Annotated in this window: 17 protein-coding genes; 13 read left to right on the forward strand and 4 right to left on the reverse strand. The window is 58.5% G+C overall.

All coding sequences use genetic code 11. The features are described 5' to 3' along the window. Window positions 1–482: 482 nt before the first annotated feature. The 13 genes from EBC_RS24215 to EBC_RS24275 all read left to right on the forward strand — a co-directional run bounded on the left by EBC_RS24215 (window position 483) and on the right by EBC_RS24275 (window position 14481). Window positions 483–1202: a FadR/GntR family transcriptional regulator gene (locus tag EBC_RS24215; RefSeq protein WP_013204513.1), complete on the forward strand. Its 720-nt coding sequence runs from the start codon at window positions 483–485 to the stop codon at window positions 1200–1202. After that, window positions 1199–2203 carry an ABC transporter ATP-binding protein gene (locus EBC_RS24220; protein ID WP_013204514.1) on the forward strand — a complete coding sequence of 335 codons (1005 nt, stop codon included), beginning with the start codon at window positions 1199–1201 and terminating at the stop codon, window positions 2201–2203. The genes EBC_RS24215 and EBC_RS24220 overlap by 4 nt, the downstream gene beginning before the upstream one ends. Beyond that, a complete protein-coding gene (locus EBC_RS24225) occupies window positions 2200–3288 on the forward strand; it encodes an ABC transporter ATP-binding protein (protein WP_013204515.1) in 1089 nt (362 codons plus the stop codon). The genes EBC_RS24220 and EBC_RS24225 overlap by 4 nt, the downstream gene beginning before the upstream one ends. After that, window positions 3285–4799 carry an ABC transporter substrate-binding protein gene (locus EBC_RS24230; protein WP_013204516.1) on the forward strand — a complete coding sequence of 505 codons (1515 nt, stop codon included), beginning with the start codon at window positions 3285–3287 and terminating at the stop codon, window positions 4797–4799. The genes EBC_RS24225 and EBC_RS24230 overlap by 4 nt, the downstream gene beginning before the upstream one ends. 14 nt (window positions 4800–4813) lie before the next feature. After that, on the forward strand, window positions 4814–5755 hold the full coding sequence (locus EBC_RS24235; RefSeq protein WP_013204517.1) for an ABC transporter permease: 942 nt from the start codon (window positions 4814–4816) through the stop codon (window positions 5753–5755). A 2-nt stretch (window positions 5756–5757) separates the two neighbouring features. Then, entirely contained in the window at window positions 5758–6633 is an 876-nt protein-coding gene (locus EBC_RS24240; protein WP_013204518.1) for an ABC transporter permease, read from the forward strand. A gap of 16 nt (window positions 6634–6649) precedes the next feature. Beyond that, window positions 6650–8251 carry a gamma-glutamyltransferase family protein gene (locus tag EBC_RS24245; RefSeq protein WP_013204519.1) on the forward strand — a complete coding sequence of 534 codons (1602 nt, stop codon included), beginning with the start codon at window positions 6650–6652 and terminating at the stop codon, window positions 8249–8251. 140 nt (window positions 8252–8391) lie between these two features. Continuing rightward, entirely contained in the window at window positions 8392–9108 is a 717-nt protein-coding gene (locus EBC_RS24250; protein ID WP_013204520.1) for a DUF3053 domain-containing protein, read from the forward strand. A gap of 288 nt (window positions 9109–9396) precedes the next feature. Then, window positions 9397–9822 carry a hypothetical protein gene (locus EBC_RS24255; protein ID WP_041692166.1) on the forward strand — a complete coding sequence of 142 codons (426 nt, stop codon included), beginning with the start codon at window positions 9397–9399 and terminating at the stop codon, window positions 9820–9822. Window positions 9823–10254: 432 nt separating this feature from the next. Then, the gene (locus tag EBC_RS24260) at window positions 10255–12186 is read left to right on the forward strand and encodes a PTS mannitol transporter subunit IICBA (protein WP_013204522.1); all 1932 of its coding nucleotides are present in this window, start codon (window positions 10255–10257) and stop codon (window positions 12184–12186) included. Between the two features lie 101 nt (window positions 12187–12287). Further along, on the forward strand, window positions 12288–13436 hold the full coding sequence (gene mtlD / locus EBC_RS24265; protein WP_013204523.1) for a mannitol-1-phosphate 5-dehydrogenase: 1149 nt from the start codon (window positions 12288–12290) through the stop codon (window positions 13434–13436). Between the two features lie 65 nt (window positions 13437–13501). Then, window positions 13502–14047, forward strand: a complete 546-nt coding sequence (gene mtlR / locus EBC_RS24270) for a mannitol operon repressor MtlR (protein ID WP_041692167.1) — start codon at window positions 13502–13504, stop codon at window positions 14045–14047. 71 nt (window positions 14048–14118) lie between these two features. Further along, window positions 14119–14481: a YibL family ribosome-associated protein gene (locus EBC_RS24275; protein ID WP_013204525.1), complete on the forward strand. Its 363-nt coding sequence runs from the start codon at window positions 14119–14121 to the stop codon at window positions 14479–14481. 60 nt (window positions 14482–14541) lie between these two features. On the opposite strand, the gene EBC_RS24280 is transcribed toward EBC_RS24275, so the two are convergent. From EBC_RS24280 to EBC_RS26275, 4 genes are all read right to left on the reverse strand, one after another. Further along, entirely contained in the window at window positions 14542–15609 is a 1068-nt protein-coding gene (locus tag EBC_RS24280; protein WP_013204526.1) for a sugar ABC transporter substrate-binding protein, read from the reverse strand. Window positions 15610–15642: 33 nt separating this feature from the next. Then, window positions 15643–16641 (reverse strand): ABC transporter permease, encoded by a 999-nt coding sequence (locus EBC_RS24285; protein WP_013204527.1) that lies wholly within the window; start codon window positions 16639–16641, stop codon window positions 15643–15645. After that, window positions 16638–18143 (reverse strand): sugar ABC transporter ATP-binding protein, encoded by a 1506-nt coding sequence (locus EBC_RS24290; RefSeq protein ID WP_013204528.1) that lies wholly within the window; start codon window positions 18141–18143, stop codon window positions 16638–16640. Before EBC_RS24290 ends, EBC_RS24285 begins: the two co-directional genes overlap by 4 nt. Before the next feature lie 312 nt (window positions 18144–18455). Continuing rightward, entirely contained in the window at window positions 18456–20414 is a 1959-nt protein-coding gene (locus tag EBC_RS26275; RefSeq protein WP_013204529.1) for a methyl-accepting chemotaxis protein, read from the reverse strand. Window positions 20415–20577 lie beyond the last annotated feature (163 nt).

Consider the following 20577-nt stretch of genomic DNA (forward strand, 5'->3'; position numbering starts at 1 on the left):
AACGGCCAGAGGGTAAAGAACCTGATTCTCAGGTTCAGAATGCTGGCTACAACAGCCGCTGGGGTGGCTCAGAGAGGTTGCTCAGAGAGACAGCGCAGGGAAACGCCAGGATCATAAGTATTAGATCAAATCCTGGGATTTACGTCATATTTTTAGACTATATTTCACTCTTGCTTTTGGCTGCGCCGAAACGGAACAAAGCTGCACCATCGCAGCGCAGATGGCCGCATTAGTGGTCGGTAAATGTTAACGGCTTTGACTCTGCCCGGCGTTTCGCCGCCGGAACAAAAATCTGCGCCATGTTTAAATCCTCCCAATTTCAATCAATTAGCGCGACGTGGCTCACAAATTAATGAACCAATAAAAAATTGGTTCGGTTCTTGCCTACTTTAAAGAAAGAGAGACTGTGCAAACTATCACCAATTGTGATGGTAAGCGCCGATAACCGCCCTTTTTCTGATGAGTAAACAAGCGAACCAATTATGGGTGACACGCCAGAAACCGCCGTTAACTCCAGCTCCGCGCTGGAAAAGCTTCGCCAGCTGCTGCAACAGCACGAGGCGCAACCTGACCTGCCGCTACCCACCGAACGCGAGCTGGCAGAACGCTTTGTCGTCGGCCGCCGGGAAATTCGCCGGGCGCTGGATGTGCTGGAAGAAGAAGGCCGGATCTGGCGCAAACAGGGTAAAGGCACCTTTGTTGGCCCGGCCGCGCCGGTGCAGCCGCTGGTGCTACAGGATCTGCCGCAGCAATCCAATCTGCTGGAGGTGATGGAGGCGCGCGTGCAGCTGGAGCCGGGCCTGGCGCGGATGGCAGCGCTGCGGGCGACCCATGAACAGATTGCGCTGCTGAAACGCCTGCTGGAAAGAATGCAGAGCATCACGCTCGGCGACGGCGATCAGCATGAACTGTGGGACAGCGCCTTTCACCGCGCCATCGCGGAAGCGGCGGGGAACCGGCTGATGCTCGGCCTGTTTGATGCCATTGATGCGGTGCGCCGCGAGCCCAGCTGGCAGCATCTGCGCGAGCTGGCCCGCACCCAGGATCGCCTCAACAACTATGACGACCATCATCAACGCCTGGTGCAGCACATTGCCGCCCGTCAGCCGCGTGAAGCGGCAGCGGCGATGCGCGAGCACCTGCTGGCCCTGCAACAGGCGCTGATTGAAGCCATCAGCAGCGGCGACGAGGAGCAACCATGAGCCCTGAACAACCTTCCCCGGTACTGGCCGTCTCCCAGCTCAACGTGCAGTTCACCGGCTCGCCGGTCAGCGTGCTGGACAATATTTCGCTTGAGGTCCATGCCGGTGAAACCCTGGCGCTGGTCGGCGAATCCGGCTGCGGCAAAAGCATCACCTCGCTGGCGTTAATGGGGCTGTTACCCGCCAGCGCCCAAGTGAAGCACGGCAGCCTGTCCTTCCTCGAGCAGAACCTGCTGACCCTAAGCCCGCGAGAGTACGCCGACATTCGCGGCAACCAGCTCGCGATGATTTTTCAGGAGCCGATGACCTCGCTGAACCCGGCGTTCACCCTGGGCGATCAGCTGAGTGAAGCGGTGATGCGCCACCGCAACGTCAACCGGCGTGAGGCGATGAAGGTGGCGTTACAGATCCTGGAAAAGGTGCAGATCCCCGCGCCGGAAATGCGGCTGAAAGCCTGGCCTCATCAGCTTTCCGGCGGCATGCGCCAGCGCGTGATGATCGCCATGGCGCTGATTAACCACCCGAAGCTGCTGATTGCCGATGAACCAACCACCGCGCTGGATGTGACCATTCAGGCGCAAATCCTCGCGCTGCTGAACACGCTGAAAGCCGACACCGGCACCGCGGTCCTGATGATCACCCACGACCTCGGCGTGGTGGCGGAAGTGGCGCAGCGCGTGGCGGTGATGTACGCCGGGCAGGTGGTGGAAACCGGCGACGTGGAGGAAATTTTCAACGATCCGCAGCATCCGTACACCATCGGGCTGATGGGCTCGATCCCCAGCCTCGGCGCGCGCAGTGCCGCGCTGGCGACCATTCCGGGCACCGTGCCGCTGCCTGAACAGATGCCGGCCGGCTGCCGCTTTGCCACCCGCTGTCCCTTTGCCGAAACCCGCTGCCATCAGCATAAACCCAGCCTGAAAGCCTTCGGTCCCCGTCATCAGGTGGCCTGCTTCCGCGCGCCGCTGGAACAGCACATTACGCTGGGAGAAATTGCATGAGTACGCCAATTCTGGAATGCAGCGACCTGAGCAAAACCTTTGCCGGTCCATCGCGCCTGTTTAAGCGCAATCCGCAGGTCACCGCCGTCGATCGTATTTCGCTGAAGGTGATGCCAGGCGAGACGCTGGCGGTAGTGGGCGAGTCCGGCTCTGGCAAGTCCACGCTGGGCCGGCTGCTGCTACGCCTGCTGTCACCGACCCAGGGCAAGGTGTTTTATCAGGGCGAAGACATTACCCAGGCCAGCGGCGCGCGCCTGAATCAGCTGCGCCGCGAGCTGCAGATTATCTTCCAGGACCCGTTTGCCTCGCTCAATCCGCGCATGAACGTCGAAAGCATTGTCGGCGAGCCGCTGTGGCTGCATGAATCGCTCTCCAGCAGCCAACGTCAGGAAAAAGTGGCCGATCTGCTGCAAACGGTCGGCCTGCCGGCGGCCTGGTCCCGCCGCTATCCACACGAATTCTCCGGCGGCCAGCGTCAGCGTATCGGCATCGCCCGCGCGCTGGCTTCCGGTCCCAAACTGCTGCTGGGCGATGAGCCGGTTTCCGCGCTGGACGTGTCGGTGCAGGCGCAGGTGGTCAATCTGCTGGAGAACCTGAAGCAGCAGTTCGGCCTGACGATGATTATCGTGGCGCACGGCCTGGCGGTGATCCGCCATATGAGCGACCGCGTGGCGGTGATGTACCTCGGGCAGATTGTGGAGCTGGCAACGGTGGACGAGATTTTTGATGCGCCGCTGCATCCCTATACCCAGGCGCTGATCGCCTCCGCACCGCAGCTTCAGCCGGGCGTCAGTCGCCCGATCCCGATGCTGCAGGGCGATCTCCCCAATCCGGCCGATCCGCCCTCCGGCTGCCGTTTTCACACCCGTTGCCCGCACGTTAGCGACGAGTGTCGGCTGGTTGAGCCGATTCACCAGGTTTTACCGGGCGGCCGCCAGATCGCCTGCCATCGCTGGCAGGAGATCAACCGCGACCGCAGCGTAATCACGATTGCTCCACCTTCTTCCGCCTTTTTACGGCGTCGTGCGCTGTTTGAACAAGCGGTTAAACACCATTCAATCCCCTCTGGAGAAGTGACGCGATGAAAGTACGCCACACGTTGTTGACCGCTTTTGGCGGCCTGATGCTGCTGGGCAGCCTGCAGGCTCAGGCAGAAAGCACCCTGCGCATTGGCCTGGGCGCCGATCCGGATATGCTCGATCCGCATCTGGCCCGCACCTACTACGGCCGTTTTGTCTTTGCGGCGATGTGCGACCGTCTGGTGGACGTCGATGAAAATCTGAAGGTGGTGCCAGGCCTGGCGACCGACTGGAAATGGAGCGAAGACGGCAAAACGCTGACCATGAATCTGCGTCAGGGCGTGACGTTCCAGGACGGCGAGACGTTTGATGCAGACGCGGTGAAATTCAATATCGACCGCGCGCTGACGCTGCCGGGATCGCTGCGTAAGAGCGAAATCTCTTCGATTGAGTCGGTAGAAGTGGCGTCGCCGTCCCAGGTGATTTTCCACCTGAAAACCGCCGATGCCGCCCTGCTCAGCCAGCTGACCGACCGCGCCGGCGCGATGCTGGCCCCGAAAGCCGCCGCCAAACCGGACTTCGCCACCCATCCGGTCTGTTCCGGCCCGTATCAGTTTGTCAGCCGCGTGCAGCAGGACCGTATCGTGCTGAAGCGTTTTGAAAATTACTGGAATAAAGCCGCTTACCACTTCGATAAGGTGGTGTTCCTGCCGATCCCGGATGACTCGGTGCGCCTGGCTAACCTGCGCTCTGGCGACCTCGATCTGACCGAAGGCATCGCCGCCAGCGATGTGAAGACCGTTGAAGCCGACAGCAAGCTGGCCCTCGCCAAAACCACCGGCCTCGGCTATCAGGGCATTACTTTTAACATCGCCAACGGCAAGGTCGATCCGGCCAACCCGTTCGCCAAAGATGCCCGCGTGCGTGAAGCCTTCTCACTGGCTATCGATCGCGATGCGCTAAATCAGGTGGCGTTTGAAGGCGTATATACCCCGGCCAATCAGGCGTTTTCCCCGGTCAGTCCCTATCACGTCAAACTGCCGATCGCCCCGCGTGATGTGGAAAAAGCCAGGGCCCTGCTGGCCGCCGCGGGCGTGAAAACGCCGGTTAACGTCACGCTGCTGGTCACCAATAACCCCACCTCTCAGCAGGTCGGTCAGGTGATCCAGGCGATGGTTAGCGAGGCGGGCTTTAACGTCAATCTGCAAATGAGCGAGTTCGCTTCCCTGCTGGATCGTCAGCAGCGCGGAGACTATCAGCTCAGCCTGTCTGGCTGGTCGGGTCGTCCCGATCCGGACGGCAGCATCTTCTCGTTTATCAACAGCAAAGGCACCCTCAACGACGGTCGTTACAGTAATCCGCAGGTGGACAGCTGGCTGACCGAAGCCCGCCAGACCAACGATCAGGCCACCCGCCAGGCGCTGTATGACAAGGTGGTGAAGCAGCTACAAACCGATGTGCCGATTGCCTATCTCTACTTTGAGCCGCGCATTTTTGGCATGAACAAGAAACTGCAGGGCTTTAAGGCCTGGCCGGACGGGCTGGTACGCCTGGCTGGCGTGAAGATGGCCCCGTAAGCCGGAGAGCGACAATGCTGGAATTGATCTGTAAACGCCTGCTGCTGGCGATCCCGACGCTGTTCCTGGTGAGCATTATGGTGTTCTCGTTGCAGAAACTGCTGCCGGGCGACCCGGTGCTGGCGATGGCGGGCGAAGAGCGCGATCCGGCGGTGATTGCCCAACTGCGCGAGCAGTATCACCTGAACGATCCGCTGCCCACGCAGTACCTCTACTGGCTGGGCAATGCGCTGCGCGGTGATCTCGGCACCTCGTTACGTACCCAGGAGCCGGTCACCGCACTGATTGCCAGCAAGCTGCCGGTGACGCTGGAGCTGTCGCTGCTGGCGATGATTGTGGCGCTGGTGGTCGGCATCAGCATGGGGATTATTGCCGCGGTGCGCAAAAACAGCTGGGTTGATCACACCACCAACTTTGTCGCGCTTTCGGGCATCTCGGTGCCGCACTTCTGGCTGGGCATCCTGCTGATTTTGCTGTTTTCGGTGCATCTTCAGTGGCTGCCCGCCTCGGGCTATGTCTCGCTCAGCGAGAGCCTGTCGCAGAACCTGAAAACCCTGCTGCTACCGGCGCTGGTGCTGGGCACCGGGCTGGCGGCGACGCTGATGCGCCACACCCGCGCCTCGATGATTGCGGTGCTGAAGGCGGATTATATCCGCACCGCCCGAGCGAAAGGCCTGCTGCCCAACAAAGTGATCCTCAAGCACGCCTTTCGCAATGCGCTGGTGCCGGTGATCACCCTGACCACCCTGCTGTTTGGCGAACTGCTGGGCGGCGCGGTGCTGACCGAGCAGGTATTCACCCTGCCGGGCTTCGGCAAAATGATCGTTGATGCGGTGTTCAACCGGGATTACGCCGTGGTTCAGGGCGTGGTGCTGGTGGTGGCGATAGGCTTTCTGCTGCTCAACCTGCTGGCGGACGTGCTCTACGTGCTGATTAACCCGAAAATGCGAGGCTGACGATGAGTGAAGTTCTGGCTGCCGGCAGCGCCGCTGCGCTGCGTAAACCGACCAACCGCGTGCTGAAGAAATTCCTCGGCAATAATAGCGCGGTGATTGGCGCGGTGATTGTGATTTTCTTTGTGCTGATCGCCCTGCTTGCGCCCTGGCTGGCGCCCTTTGACCCGACCAAAGCCGATTTTATGGCGGTGCGCAAAGCCCCGTCGGCCCTGCACTGGTTAGGCACTGACGAGCTGGGACGCGATCTGCTCTCCCGCCTGATTTGGGGCGCGCGGACCTCGCTGCTGGCGGGCTGTATCTCGGTGATGATCGCCATTCTGATTGGCGTGCCGCTGGGACTGATTGCCGGTTACTGGCAGGGGATCTGGGATGGGGTGATTTCGCGCTTTATTGAAGCGCTGCTGGCCTGTCCGTTCCTGATCCTCGCCATCGCGCTGGGCGCATTTCTCGGCCCCAGCCTCGGCAATGCGATGATCGCGATTGGCCTGTCGGCGATGCCGATTTTTGCCCGCCTGACCCGTGGCCAGGTGATTGCGATCCGCAATGAAGAGTATATCGACGGCGCCCGCGCCATCGGGCTCCCGGACCGCTGGATCGTGCTGCGGTATGTGTTGCCCAACGTGATGTCGCCGATTCTGGTGCAGGCGACGCTGGCGATTGCCTCGGCCATTATTACCGAAGCCAGCCTGTCGTTCCTTGGCCTCGGTCAGCAGCCGCCTAACCCGTCCTGGGGCGCGATGCTGAACACCGCCAAAGGCTTCCTGGAGCAGGCTCCGTGGATGTCGATTTTCCCTGGCCTTGCCATTTTTCTTATCGTGCAGGGCTTCAATCTGCTTGGCGACGGACTGCGCGATGCGCTCGATCCGCGTAACGATTAATCATTAAGGAACTGCTATGAGTGGAATCAGTGATTTTAACGTCGGCTACCCGTCCTACCGCGCGCCGATGATGGGCCGCAATGCGGTGGCCGCCTCACAGCCGCTGGCGGCACAGGCGGGGATCAGGATGCTGCAACTGGGTGGCAACGCGGTGGATGCGGCGATTGCCACCGCCATGGCGCTGACGGTGGTTGAGCCGACCGGCAACGGCATTGGCAGCGATGCCTTTGCCATTGTCTGGGACGGGAAAAAACTGCATGCGCTGAATGCCTCTGGCCGCGCGCCAGCCGCCTGGTCGCGGGAGACCTTCGCCCATCTTGCAGCGATGCCGGAAATTGGCTGGGATGCGGTTACCGTGCCGGGCGCGGTGTCCGCCTGGGTTGAGCTGGCGGAGAAGTTTGGCACCCTGCCGCTGACCACGCTGGCGCAGCCGGCGATTGAGTATGCGCGCAACGGTTTCCCGGTGTCGCCGCTGATCGGTCATCTTTGGGAGCGCGGCTATAACAAACTGCGCGATCAGCCGGGTTTCAGCGCCTGTTTTGCGCCGGAAGGCCGTCCGCCGAAAGTCGGTGAGCTGTTCCGTAACCCGGACCAGGCGGACACGCTGGAGAAAATCGCCGCCACCAACGGCGAGTCGTTCTATCGCGGTGAACTGGCCGAGAAAATTGTCGCCTTTGCCAAAGAACACGGCGCGGCGTTGACGCTGGATGACCTGAAGAACCACAAGGCGGACTGGGTTGAGATGCTCTCCCGTCCGTTTGCCGGCGGCTCGGTGCAGGAGTTGCCGCCCAACGGCCAGGGCATCGCCACGCTGATGGCGCTGGGCATTCTCGAGCAGTGGGATATTGGCCGTTATGAGCCGGATTCGGTGCAGTGGCTGCATCTGTCGATTGAAGCGATGAAGCTGGCGCTGGTGGATCTGGAGCGCTATATCGCCGATGAAGATCATATGGAGTTTCCGGCGGACCTGCTGCTGAGCGACGAGTACCTGAAAACCCGTGCGGCGCTGATCGACCCCACCCAGGCCGGCGATTTCACCTTCGGCGCGCCGAAGCAGAGCGGAACGGTGTATCTGTCCACCGCCGATGCCAGCGGCATGATGGTCTCCTTTATTCAGTCGAACTTTATGGGCTTCGGTTCAGGCGTGGTAGTGCCCGGCACCGGTATCAGCCTGCAAAACCGCGGCGCGGGCTTTGTGCTGGACGAGGCGCACCCGAACGTGGTGGCCGCCAGCAAACGCGCCTTCCACACCATCATTCCGGCCTTCGCGCTGGATGCGGAAGGTCAGCCGCTGATGTCGTTTGGCGTGATGGGCGGCCCGATGCAGGCCCAGGGCCATTTGCAGATGGCATTGCGTATCATGCTGGCGAAACAGAATCCGCAGGCGGCGATTGACGCGCCGCGCTGGCGGGTGGTGGAAGGACGTGAGGTCAGCGTGGAGCCTGCCATGCAGCTGAATACCCTTGCCGCCCTGCGGGCGATGGGCCACAAGATTGTGGTGGAAGATCCGCTGCAGACCTATAACTTCGGCGGCGCGCAGGCCATCGTCCGCGACCCGCAAGGCTTCTATATTGCCGCCACCGAAAGTCGCAAAGACGGCCAGGCGCTGGTTTACTGAGTCCCCTGCCGGAAGTCAGCATTTATTCGCCCTTCCGGCGTTTTTTTCCCTGTCCTCCCCGTCCCTTACGGACTATTCTTAGGTGCGGCGCCTGCCGCCCCGATAGCTTGCCAGCCCTACAATTACAGGAGTTACTTCCCATGACGACAGGAATCTTTCGCGTCTGCTCGCGTCTGTTAGTGCCTTTTATGGCACTGGTTCTGGTCTTTCAACTGACTGGTTGCGGCGATAAAGAAGCCGACCAGCGTAAAGCCTTCATCGATTTCCTGCAGAACACCGTGATGCGCAGCGGCGAACATTTGCCGAGCCTGAGCGAAGATCAGAAGCAGAAATTCGGCAATTACGTCAGCGATTACGCCATCATTTATGGTTTCTCACAGCAGGTTAACCGCGCGGTGGATTCCGGTATGAAGCCGGTGGTGGATGAGCTTTCCGCCATTCGCACGCCACAGGATTACCTGACGCGCCGTGATTCGCTGCGCCAGGCCAGTGGTTCTCTGGGCGTGCTGACTCAGCAAATTCAGGCGGCCAAAACCCAGGCCGACAGCAGCAAGGCCGCGCTGAAGCAGCCGGAAGAGCTGAAAACGGTGTATGACAACGTCTACAACAAAGTGGTGACCCAGCCGGCCAACGCATTGCAGCCGCTGTTACCGGCCTTGCAGACGCTGAGCCAGGATGCGGTACAGACCGGTGACTTCCTGCAGCAGCAGGGCAGCAAAGTGACCTTTAACGGTCCGGCTATCCAGTTCCCAACGCAGCAGCAAGCCGAGCAGTACAACACGCTGATGCAAAACCTGTCTTCGAACGCTCAGGTGCTCGGTCAGGCGCAAAGTGCCATGCAAGGCGGTTTCCAGTAAGCCGCCCGGCTTAACGGCGATCGCTTTCCTTAACGGGCGGACGTGCTCCGCCCGTTAAAATTTCTGCTTACCTCTATCGGTTTTTCCCTTCGCGCATTCTCCTGAATCGTAAACTTGTGGTACGGATTGACTGATTTTTCAGAACGCTATCAGTCCATTTTTACGATGGGTGTCAATGATTCGAGTTTAGAACCGGGATAGTCTTTTTCTCGATAAGTGAAATGGAATTTCAGCCTGGTCCTGCGCCTGATGCAGCCGAACGGGTGTGGATAAGGGCAGGGATTGATTTTGCAAAACGCTCGGGGTTTTAAGAAACGTTATTTGTTAATGCCGCTGGCTATATTGCTGGCTGGCGGCATTTTTTGGTTTTCCCACTTAACGCCTTTTTCGGAGAGCATTATTAAAAAAATCCCTCTCAGCAATCTGGCGGTGCTTTATGTCACGGAAGGTGATGCCGGTGCCACAACAGCCTGGTCCTATCGCTTCTATCTGTACGATGCGGCGAAAAGCGAGGGGGATTTTGCCGCCAGCATTAAGAAAGGAACGAAGCCCTTTCTGATCACCTCGGACAAAGACACGGTGATTAATGTCGATAACGGCAACCTCTCCCTATCTGTCCATGGGAAGGTTTATTCTTATCACAGTAATGCCAGTTATCGACTCTCTTCAGGGGTCTATTCCGTTCCGGTTTATCTGCAAGCGTCGCCGTATTAATTGACCATGAATGGGGTTAAGCGACCGTAATTTTATTACATCCCGCTAAGCCGTTGATTTCGAGCCGGGGGTAACTGTGATCGCACGCATTTTGCGCGGTAGATTTATTGTGATCTGCATCACACATCGTGCACAAAGGCTCATCACATATTCGTGACAAAAATCACACAATTCAGCCTGATTTGCTTATTTATTGTTCGGCGTCTTTTTTTTACACTACATAAGTGTGATGTGCATCACTAAAACACCCCCTCTACCCCACCCTACATAGTGATATACATCACACTTTTTCTGCTTGCTACGCAGCGTCATATTCGCGTGTTAGAGTCCGCCTGCATACAGTGATAGAGACGGCTCCCCGCCGTAATCTCATAAACAAAAATCAACGCGCTCTCTTATTTGTCAGCGCGTACCAATAAGGGGTGTTTTTTTATGTCCTCATCAGATATCAAGATCAAGGTCCAGAACTTTGGTCGCTTTCTGAGCAACATGGTGATGCCAAACATCGGGGCGTTTATCGCCTGGGGTATCATCACCGCGCTGTTTATTCCTACCGGCTGGCTGCCAAATGAAACCATGGCCAAGCTGGTCGGCCCAATGATCACCTATCTGCTGCCGTTACTGATCGGCTACACCGGTGGTCGTCTGGTCGGTGGCGATCGTGGCGGCGTGGTGGGTGCTATCACCACCATGGGCGTGATCGTCGGTGCGGACATGCCAATGTTCCTCGGATCGATGATTGCTGGCCCGCTCGGCGGCTGGGCAATCAAGAAATTCGATGCGTTAGTCGACGGCAAAATCAAAAGCGGCTTCGAAATGCTGGTCAACAACTTCTCTGCCGGTATCATCGGCATGCTGTTGGCGATCCTCGCGTTCCTGGCTATCGGCCCGTTGGTTGAAGGTTTGTCCCATATTCTCGCCGCTGGCGTGAACCTGATGGTGCAGAACAACCTGCTGCCATTAACCTCCATCTTTGTGGAACCGGCGAAAATCCTGTTCCTGAATAACGCCATTAACCACGGTATCTTCTCGCCACTGGGTATCCAGCAGGCCAGCGAAGCCGGTAAGTCGATCTTCTTCCTGATCGAAGCTAACCCAGGTCCGGGTATGGGCGTGCTGATGGCGTACATGTTCTTTGGTCGTGGCAATGCTAAGCAGTCTGCGGGCGGCGCGGCAATCATCCACTTCCTCGGCGGTATCCACGAAATTTACTTCCCGTACGTGCTGATGAACCCGCGCCTGATTCTGGCGGTTATCCTCGGTGGTATGACCGGCGTGTTCACTCTGACCCTGCTGCACGGCGGTCTGGTGTCACCTGCCTCTCCGGGTTCCATCCTGGCGGTGCTGGCCATGACGCCAAAAGGGGCTTACTTCGCGAACATCGCCGCGATTGTTGCCGCCTTTGCCGTCTCCTTCGTGGTCTCCGCTATCCTGCTGAAAACCAGCAAGGTGAAAGAAGAAGACGATATCGAAGCTGCAACCCGTCGTGTGAGCGAAATGAAAGCGCAGTCTAAAGGCCTGCCTGGCACCGCAACCACCTCGGCTGACGGCATGAACAGCGACCTGACCCACGTGCGCAAAATCATTGTTGCCTGTGACGCCGGGATGGGTTCAAGTGCGATGGGTGCGGGTGTATTGCGTAAGAAGGTGAACGATGCCGGACTGACCAATATCTCCGTGACCAACACCGCCATCAACAACCTGCCGGGCGATGTGGATCTGGTGATCACCCACCGCGATCTGACCGAACGCGCCATGCGCCAGGCGCCGCACGCGCAGCACATTTCGCTGACCAACTTCCTCGACAGCGGCCTGTATACCGACCTGACCAGCCGTCTGGTGGATGCCAACCGCACCGCCGGTCATCGCGAGAAAGTCACCGCAACGCTGAGCGACAGCTATGACGAGAGCCAGGAACACCTGTTCAAACTGAGCGCCCGCAATATCTTCCTCGGCAACCACGCCACCAATAAAGAGCAGGCCATCCGGTTTGCCGGTGAGCAGCTGGTGAGAGGCGGTTATGTTGAGCCAGAATATGTTCAGGCGATGCTGGATCGTGAGAAACTGACCCCAACTTACCTGGGTGAGTCCATCGCCGTGCCACACGGCACCATCGAAGCAAAAGACCGCGTGCTGCAAACCGGCATCGTGTTCTGCCAGTACCCGGAAGGCGTACGCTTTGGTGAAGATGAGGACGATATTGCCCGTCTGGTTATCGGCATCGCGGCCCGTAACAACGAGCATATCCAGGTGATTACCAGCCTGACCAACGCGCTGGATGATGAGTCGGTGATCCAACGACTGATCAACACCACCGACGTGCAGGAAGTGCTGGACCTGCTGTCAGGTAAACAGCCCGCTTAAACCGGGTTGCAGACAAGCATTACCTCCCAGGGCCGGGCATGCCCGGCTCTTTTTTTAGGGTCGGGTTTGTCCGGCCCCTGATCATTGATACGGGAAAAATTATGAAAGCATTACATTTTGGCGCCGGAAATATTGGTCGCGGTTTTATTGGAAAATTACTGGCTGATGCCGGGATTCAGCTGACGTTTGCCGACGTTAACCAGGTGGTTCTGGATGCGCTGAATGCCCGTCATGAGTACCCGGTTCATGTGGTTGGCGAGCAGGCTCAGGTCGAGATCGTCAAAGGCGTGAATGCGGTTAACAGCACCAGCGATGACATCATCCCACTGATCGCTGAGGTTGATATCGTTACCACGGCGGTTGGCCCGCAGATCCTCGAACGCATCGCCGGTGGCATTGCGAAAGGTCTGGCAAAACGCAGTGATAACGGTAATACCCGCCCGTTAAACATTATCGCCTGTGAGAACATGGTGCGCGGCACTACCCAGCTGAAAGGCCACGTGATGAAGGCGCTGCCAGAGCAGTATCACGCCTTTGTTGACGCGCACGTGGGCTTCGTCGATTCCGCCGTGGACCGCATCGTGCCACCGTCTGAAGCCGGCACCACCGATCCGCTGGAAGTGACCGTTGAGACCTTTAGCGAATGGATTGTGGATAAAACCCAGTTCAAAGGCGATCTACCCGCCATTCCGGGCATGGAGCTGACCGATAATCTGATGGCCTTTGTGGAGCGCAAGCTGTTCACGCTGAATACCGGACATGCCATCACTGCATATCTTGGCCAGCTGGCCGGGCACCAGACCATCCGCGATGCGATCCTCGATGAGAAGGTGCGTGCCGTGGTGAAAGGTGCGATGGAAGAGAGCGGCGCGGTGCTGATCAAGCGTTATGATTTCGATGCTGAAAAGCATGCTGCCTATATCCAGAAAATTCTCGGCCGCTTTGAAAATCCGTATCTGAAAGATGACGTCGAGCGCGTTGGACGCCAGCCGCTGCGTAAGCTTAGCGCGGGCGATCGCCTGATTAAACCCACGCTGGGCACGCTGGAGTACGGCCTGCCGCACGCCAACCTGGTGACCGGCATTGCCGCCGCGATGCATTATCGCAGCGATCAGGATCCGCAGGCTCAGGAGCTGGTCGGGCTGCTGAACAGCAAAGGCGTTAAGGCGACGCTGGCGCAGGTATCAGGCCTTGAGGAAAACAGCGACGTGGTTGCTGATGTGGTGAAGGCCTTTGATGCCATGGCGTAACGCCCACTTCAACGGATGAACGGACAGGGCACACGCGTGCCCTTAAAGGCGGCCCTCGCCTGGTGATGAACGATATGCAGGCTCTCATGGAAAAACCACAGGCTTTTGAGAATCGGGTGCTTGAACGCCTGAACACCGGACGAACGGTCAGAAGCTTTCTGATCGCGGCGGTTGAGCTGCTGGCGGAGGCGGTGAACCTGTTGGTGATCCAGGTGTTTCGCAAGGATGACTACGCGGTGAAGTATGCGGTAGAACCGCTGTTACTGGGTGATGGCCCGCTGGGCGAACTGTCCGTGCGGCTGAAACTGATTTACGGTCTCGGCGTGATCAGCCGGAGCGAGTATGAAGATGCCGAACTGCTGATGGCGCTGCGTGAAGCGCTGAACGATGATGGCACCGAGTACCGTTTTACCGATGATGAGCTGTTAGGCCCGTTTGGCGAACTGCATTGCGTGACGGCATTTCCGCCGCGCCCTGACCTCTCCAGCGATGATGCCGAGCTGCGCGCCATGCTGCAGCAACGCTATCAGCAGGTGGTCAGATCGACGATGGTGCTTTCTCTGACCGAACTGATTTCGCGCATCAGCCTGAAGCAAGCGTTCAAAAAGTAACGCGTCACCTTTCCCTCTTGCCGTCGCATTGTGTATCCTTGCGGCAATGAATCACTTCACGGTTAATGACAATGAAAGAAGAAGTCCAGGCAGAAATCAGGATCCTCAGCGATAAGCTGGATGCCCTGAACTACAAAGAGCAGCCACTGCTGGCGTCCGGCGACACGGAAAAGCTCGGCGAACTGCTGAAAGAGAAAGACAAGCTGATCGAAGAGCTGGAGCGTCTGCGTGGCGTCCGCGAGCAGAAGCTGAGTGCGGAAGCGCAGAAGCTGAAAGATATGCCGTTCAGCCGTGCCATCACCAAGAAAGAGCAGGCCAATATGGGCGCGTTCAAAAAGAGCGTTCGTGGCCTGGTTGTGGTGCATCCGATGACCGCATTAGGTCGTGAGATGGGCCTGCAGGAGATGACCGGCTTCGCGAAAACCGCTTTCTAATCGCGCTTTCGCCGATAAAAATGCCCGCAATTGCGGGCATTTTTCATTTCGGGATCCGGCTTATTTTTTGGCGTATTTCGCCTGCAGCGTGGCGAACCACGGCGCGACGAAGTCAGTCGATTCGCCCCAGCCTGGGATGATTTTGTTCAGCGTCGACACGTTGACCGCGCCAGACTGTGCCGCCAGCTGCGCCTGAGAGATCGCCGCCGCCTTAAACTGGTAGGTCGCTGGCGTGGTTTCGCCGCCAATTTTGTTGGCCACCAGACGCATATTTGTTGCACCAATCAGCTTGCTGTCGACCGCCACCGTTTGCTTCCACGGGCTGTCTTTCTGGTGCATCAACTGCAGATCCTGGTTGGAGACATCGATGCTGTACAGTTTGATCTCGGTACGGCCATTCTCCTGCAAGGCTTTATAGGCGCCCTGCGCGAACGCATCCCATGAACCCCAAATCGCATCGATTTTGCCTTTCGGGTATTTCGCCAGAATGGCGCCAATTTTGTTGGCGGTATCGCCCTGCACGTCGGAAGAAACCGCACCGATTGATTCCAGCTGATGCAGACCTGGATTGGCCTTCAGCACTTTCTCATACACCACCTGACGACGTTCCATCGCCGGGAAGCCCGCCACCCACAGCTTGACGATATTGGCCTTGCCGTTGGTGTCTTTGATCAGCTGGTCCAGCGACAGCTGCGCCAGCGACGCATCGTCCTGCGCGGTGACCGTCACGCCTGCAATCGGCTGGTTCACCGGCGTATCAAATACCGAGACCTTGATGCCGGCATCGGTAATGCGCTTCACCAGCGCCGTGGAGTACGGGTCTTTACCGTGCGACAGGATGATGCCGTCATACTTCTGGCTGATCGCCTGATTAACGAAGTCCTGGAAACGCGCGTCGTCGCCGTTGCTGAGGAAGGTGCTGACCTTAAAGCCCAGCTTGCGGCCTTCCTGAATGGCACCGGCAACGAACTGCGTGGTGTTGTCATCCGAACCGAGGTTACGGATCACCGCGATACGGATCGGGCCGTCGTGATTAGCGATAGCGGCAGGCACCGCAGCCGTGTCAGCAAAGGCAGGTACGGCGATCAGCAGGCTCAACGCCAGCAACGATGTAGTCAGTTTTTTCATTATTATGTTTACCCTGTCTGAAGAAGTAAGCGCCTAGCGGCGCTGGATGTACGTAATGGCCAGTGCGATAGCCAGCACCAGGCCTTTGATGATATCCATCGCGTAATACGGCACCGAGAGCATCACCAGTCCGTTCTGTAACACGCCAAGGATGATGGCACCCACCAGCGTTCCCAGCGCGTTTGGCTTGCCGGAGCCCGCCAGAGAAAAACCGATCCAGGCCGCCGCCACGGCGTCCATCAGATAGCCGCCACCGGCATTGACCTGCGAAGAACCGATACGGGACGCCAGCAAAATCCCGCCCAGTCCCGCCAGCAGTGAAGCAATGACGTAGGCCAGCACCCGGTAGCGGTTGGTGCGGATCCCGGACAGACGCGCCGCCTCAGGATTGCCGCCAATCGCATACATACGGCGACCGTGTTTGGTGAGCGAAAGGCCCAGCTGCGCAACGACCGTCACCACCAGCATGATGATCACGATGGTCGGCACCTGCCCCAGCAGCGAGAAGTTGGCCGGGATGGTCCCTTCCGCCATATCGCCGCTCGGCATCACCATATTTTCGGTAATCGAGCCGCCGAAGCTGTAGGTCATCGCCACGCCCTGCACCACAAACAGGCTGGCTAATGTCGCCAACATGTCGGGAATGCGCAGGATCACGATGAGAAAGGCGTTGAACAGCCCAACCAGCGTGCACAGCAGCAGGGTGATGACGATGGCTTCCGTCGAGCCGTAGCCGTACCAGACGAACAGTGAGATCACCAGGGAGTTGGCCAGCGAGGCGGTCGAGCCCACCGAGAGGTCGAATCCGCCGATGGTCAGGGAAATCGACACCCCAATCGCAATCACCGTGACGATGGCGATAGAGCGCAGGATATTGATGATGTTAGTGGGTTCAAGGAAGCTGTCTGACGCCAGGCCAAAGGCGGCGATCAGCGCGACCACCGTCAGCAACATTCCCCATTTATAGAGAAATTCAAACAGTTGGTGGCGCACAGAGGGCGCAGCCTTCAGGGAAATATCTTTGCTGCTCACGCAGGCGTTCCTCCGGTGGAATAAAGTAAAAGCGTTTCTTCATCAACGTCACTGGCATCCATTTCTGCCACGATACGCCCGTCCCAGAGCACGCAAATGCGATCGCATAAGCCCACCAGTTCGGCGAATTCGCCGGAGGCATAAATCACCCCTTTTCCCTGGCGGGCCAGACCATCAATCAGTTCGAACAGGTCGGTTTTGGCTTTGATATCGACGCCTTTGGTCGGCTCATCAAAAATCAGCACGTCTGCGTCGTTGCGCAGCCATTTGCCGATCGCCACTTTCTGCTGGTTGCCGCCCGACAGGCGACGCAGCGTTTGTTGTGGGCCGGTGGTGCGCACGCCCAGCTTGTTGATCACCTCTTCGGCCCATTGCCAGGCCTGACGGTGACCAAACAGACTCCAGCGTGAGAAGCTGTTATCTGCGGTGACGCTGAGGTTCATCGCCACCGACTCATCAATAAAAATGCCTTCTTTGCGGCGCTCTTCCGGGATCAGCGCCATACGGTTGTCGACCGCGGCGTGCGGGGAAGAGGGTTTCCACGGCTTGCCGTGCAGCTCACCCTTCTCCACGCGGCTATTACTGGCACCAAACAGCGCCTTGCACAGTTCGGTTTTCCCCGCGCCGGCCAGTCCGGCAAGGCCGAGGATTTCGCCTTTGCGCAGCGTCAGCGAGATATCCTGCAGCAGGGCATCGTCATGCAGGCCGTCAACCTTCAGCAGGATCTCATTACTGAACGGCGGTCGGCGCGGCGGGTAAATGTCGTCCAGCTGATGCCCGAGCATCTTCTCGACAATCTGCTCGCCATCCAGCTGGGCCATCGGGCAGGTTTCAATCAAGCGGCCATCGCGCAGCACGGTCAGTTGATCGCAAATGGCGCGCAGCTCGTGGATGCGGTGGGAGATAAACACCACGCCGATGCCGTTGCTTTTCAGCCGGCGTACGACGGCGAATAAGCGCTCGCTTTCGTTTTGATCCAGCGGCGCCGTGGGCTCATCGAGGATCAGAAAACGGCAGTGGTGGGAAAGCGCGCGGGCCAGCAGAATTTGCTGCTTCTCGGCCAGCGTGCATTGATCGATGCGGCGACGGACGTCCAGCGAGACGTCAAGCTGCGCCAGCAACGCGCGCGCCTGTTTGCGCACTTCGCCCCAGTGGTAGACCTGTCCGCCTTCGGCCAGGCGATCCAGCATGATGTTTTCCGCCACGCTGAGCGTCGGCACCAGCGCCACATCCACTTCCTGCTGCACCAGATGAATACCCAGCTGCTTGGCATCACGCGGAGAACGGATGCTGACCGGCTGGCCATCGAGCAGGATGTCACCGCTGTAGTGATCGTAAGCGCCTGACAGTACTGCCATCAGCGTCGACTTCCCGGCCCCGTTTGCCCCGGTCAGCGCATGCACCGAGTGGCCTTCAAGGCTGAAATCAACGCCATTCAGGGCTGTAAAACCGCCAAAAGCGATGGAGATTTGACGCATTTCAAGGCGATTTACCACAGTCATGAACAATAACTCTCTGGCAGGTGAACAAAACAGGTTGCCGCATTTTTTATTGGATTGTTACGGCTGGCAACGAACGAAAGCGCATAAGCTAACACAAAACGTTATTAGCCATCCAGACATCCAGCCATATAAGCGGTTAAAACCAGTGAGACAGCGGTATCCAGCATAATCCGGGGGGATAATGACAACAGGCAGCATTTCACTCGGCGTGGAACCCACCGACCGCGAAGATCAAGGGGCATAAAAAAACCGTCATTACTGACGGCTTATTTTGCGGGCCACTTACCGCCCCCAAAGGGGCGGCCATCGTTGTCAGAACGTTTCCCAATTCGCTTCGCTGAGCTGGGTTGGGGTGATGGCTTTCGGGGCCGTTAGCGTTGAGCGCAGCGGTGCTGGCATCGCCGGGCCAGGCACCTTGCGGCCCGCAACACCTTCATCGGCGGACAGGCGGAACACCGCTACCGCCTGGCTTAACAACATCGCCTGCTCTTCCAGCGAATTCGCGGCGGCGGCGGATTCTTCCACCAGCGCGGCGTTTTGCTGGGTGGTGTTGTCCATCTCCACCACTGCCGTCGACACCTGGCTGATACCGCGGCTCTGCTCGTCAGAGGCGGAGGTAATTTCACCCATAATGTCACGCACGTTGGAGACCGACTGCACGATATCCTGCATGGTCATTCCGGTATTTTCGACCAGCTGCGCACCGCTGTTAACGCGATCCACCGACTCTTTAATCAGCCCTTCAATCTCTTTTGCCGCCTGTGCCGAACGCTGGGCCAGGTTGCGCACCTCGCTGGCGACGACTGCGAAACCACGGCCCTGTTCACCGGCACGCGCGGCTTCCACCGCCGCATTCAGCGCCAGAATATTGGTCTGGAACGCGATGCTGTTGATGGTGGTGGTGATATCGGCAATGCGCTTCGAGCTTTGCGAAATTTGCTGCATGGTTTCCACCACGTCTTTCACCTGTCGGCCACCGGTCTGAGCGGTGGTTGAGGCCTCAGACGCCAGCTTGCTGGCGTGGTGCGCGTTATCGGCGTTCTGTTTTACCGTGGAGCTTAACTGCTCCATGCTGGCGGCGGTTTGCTCAACGGCGGCAGCCTGCTGCTCGGTGCGGGAAGAGAGGTCGGTATTGCCGGCGCTGATTTCCGCCGCCGCATGGGCCACCTGACTGACGCCCGAGCGGATTTCGCCAATGATCTGACGCAGATTATCGCTCATGATGCCCACCGCGCTCATCAGTTGCCCCAGCTCATCGCGGCGCTCGGTGTTCACCCTGACGCTCAGATCGCCGTTGGCGATACGCTCGGTGGTTTCCAGCGTGTCACGCAGCGGACGGGTGATCTGGCGGGTAATGACCATGGCGATAATAATGCCCAGCACCAGCGCGGCGAAGGTGACCGCAGACATGGTGGTAATGGCGGTGGCGACGTTCTCGCGGGTCATTCTCAACTGTTTTTGTACCAGCGCTTCCACCAGCTTATTCATCTCCGCAGCCTGCTTAATCATCACCGCGGCCGCGGCTTTCTGTTCCTGATACGCCGGAACGTAGGACAGCACGCTGGCCTTATAGCTAATCAGGCGGTTTTTCAGCGGCTGCAGCGTGGCTTCCTGCGCGGGCGTCACCAGGCTGGCAAAAGTATCCAGCGTCACCGCCGCATTATCTGCCGAGGCGCTCAATATCGCCGCCGTTTGCTCGGAAGGCCCGGCAATCAGGCCGCGCACGGCGTAATGCACGTCCAGCAAGGCATAGTCCAGCTTGCCCATCAGCACCTGCAACTGCAGATCGGCGGTCGGCCCCAGCTCTTGCTTCAGGTCGAGGAAGGCCGCTTCACTGGCCGAGAGGTTCCAGCTGTTTTTGATGCCATCGCGGGTGTTCACCGCGTTGACATAGTTGGACTGCGCCTGCTGGTAGGCTTTGACCAGCCCAGGGAAGGTGTTCAGCCACGCGCGGCTTTCGGCATCAAATACCGAGGTGCTCATCATCTTGTCGAACAGCCCCAGCGCGTCGGCGATTTTTTTCTGGCTGAGGGCGATCTCTTTCTCGTCAAAGAACAGCTGATACTGCTTCTGGCTGTCCAGCGCAGCGCTGATATCGCTGCTGATGGCGTGGCTGAAGTCGACCTTGTCGGTCCGCTCTTTCACGTTGTTGAATTTCTGGATGCCGACGGCCGCAATCAGCGCAGCCAGCAGCAAAACCAGGGCGAAACCGGAACCGAGCTTCCTGCCGACGTTGAGGTTCTCGATGCGAAGTTTAATGCTGTTAATCATTTTTATTATTTTCCCGTGACCCGATAGCGTATGGCGGCGAGCAGATGGACTGCGCGTTCGCCAGGTATGGTGATCCACTTAACAGTTTTACCTATCGGTACGGCAGGGCGAGGACTTTAACGGCCAGGCAGGCCAGCGGCAGGCGAATCTTCTGTTCGCCGGG

Origin of the sequence: Erwinia billingiae Eb661, assembly GCF_000196615.1 — a bacterium.
GTDB classification, from domain to species: domain Bacteria; phylum Pseudomonadota; class Gammaproteobacteria; order Enterobacterales; family Enterobacteriaceae; genus Erwinia; species Erwinia billingiae.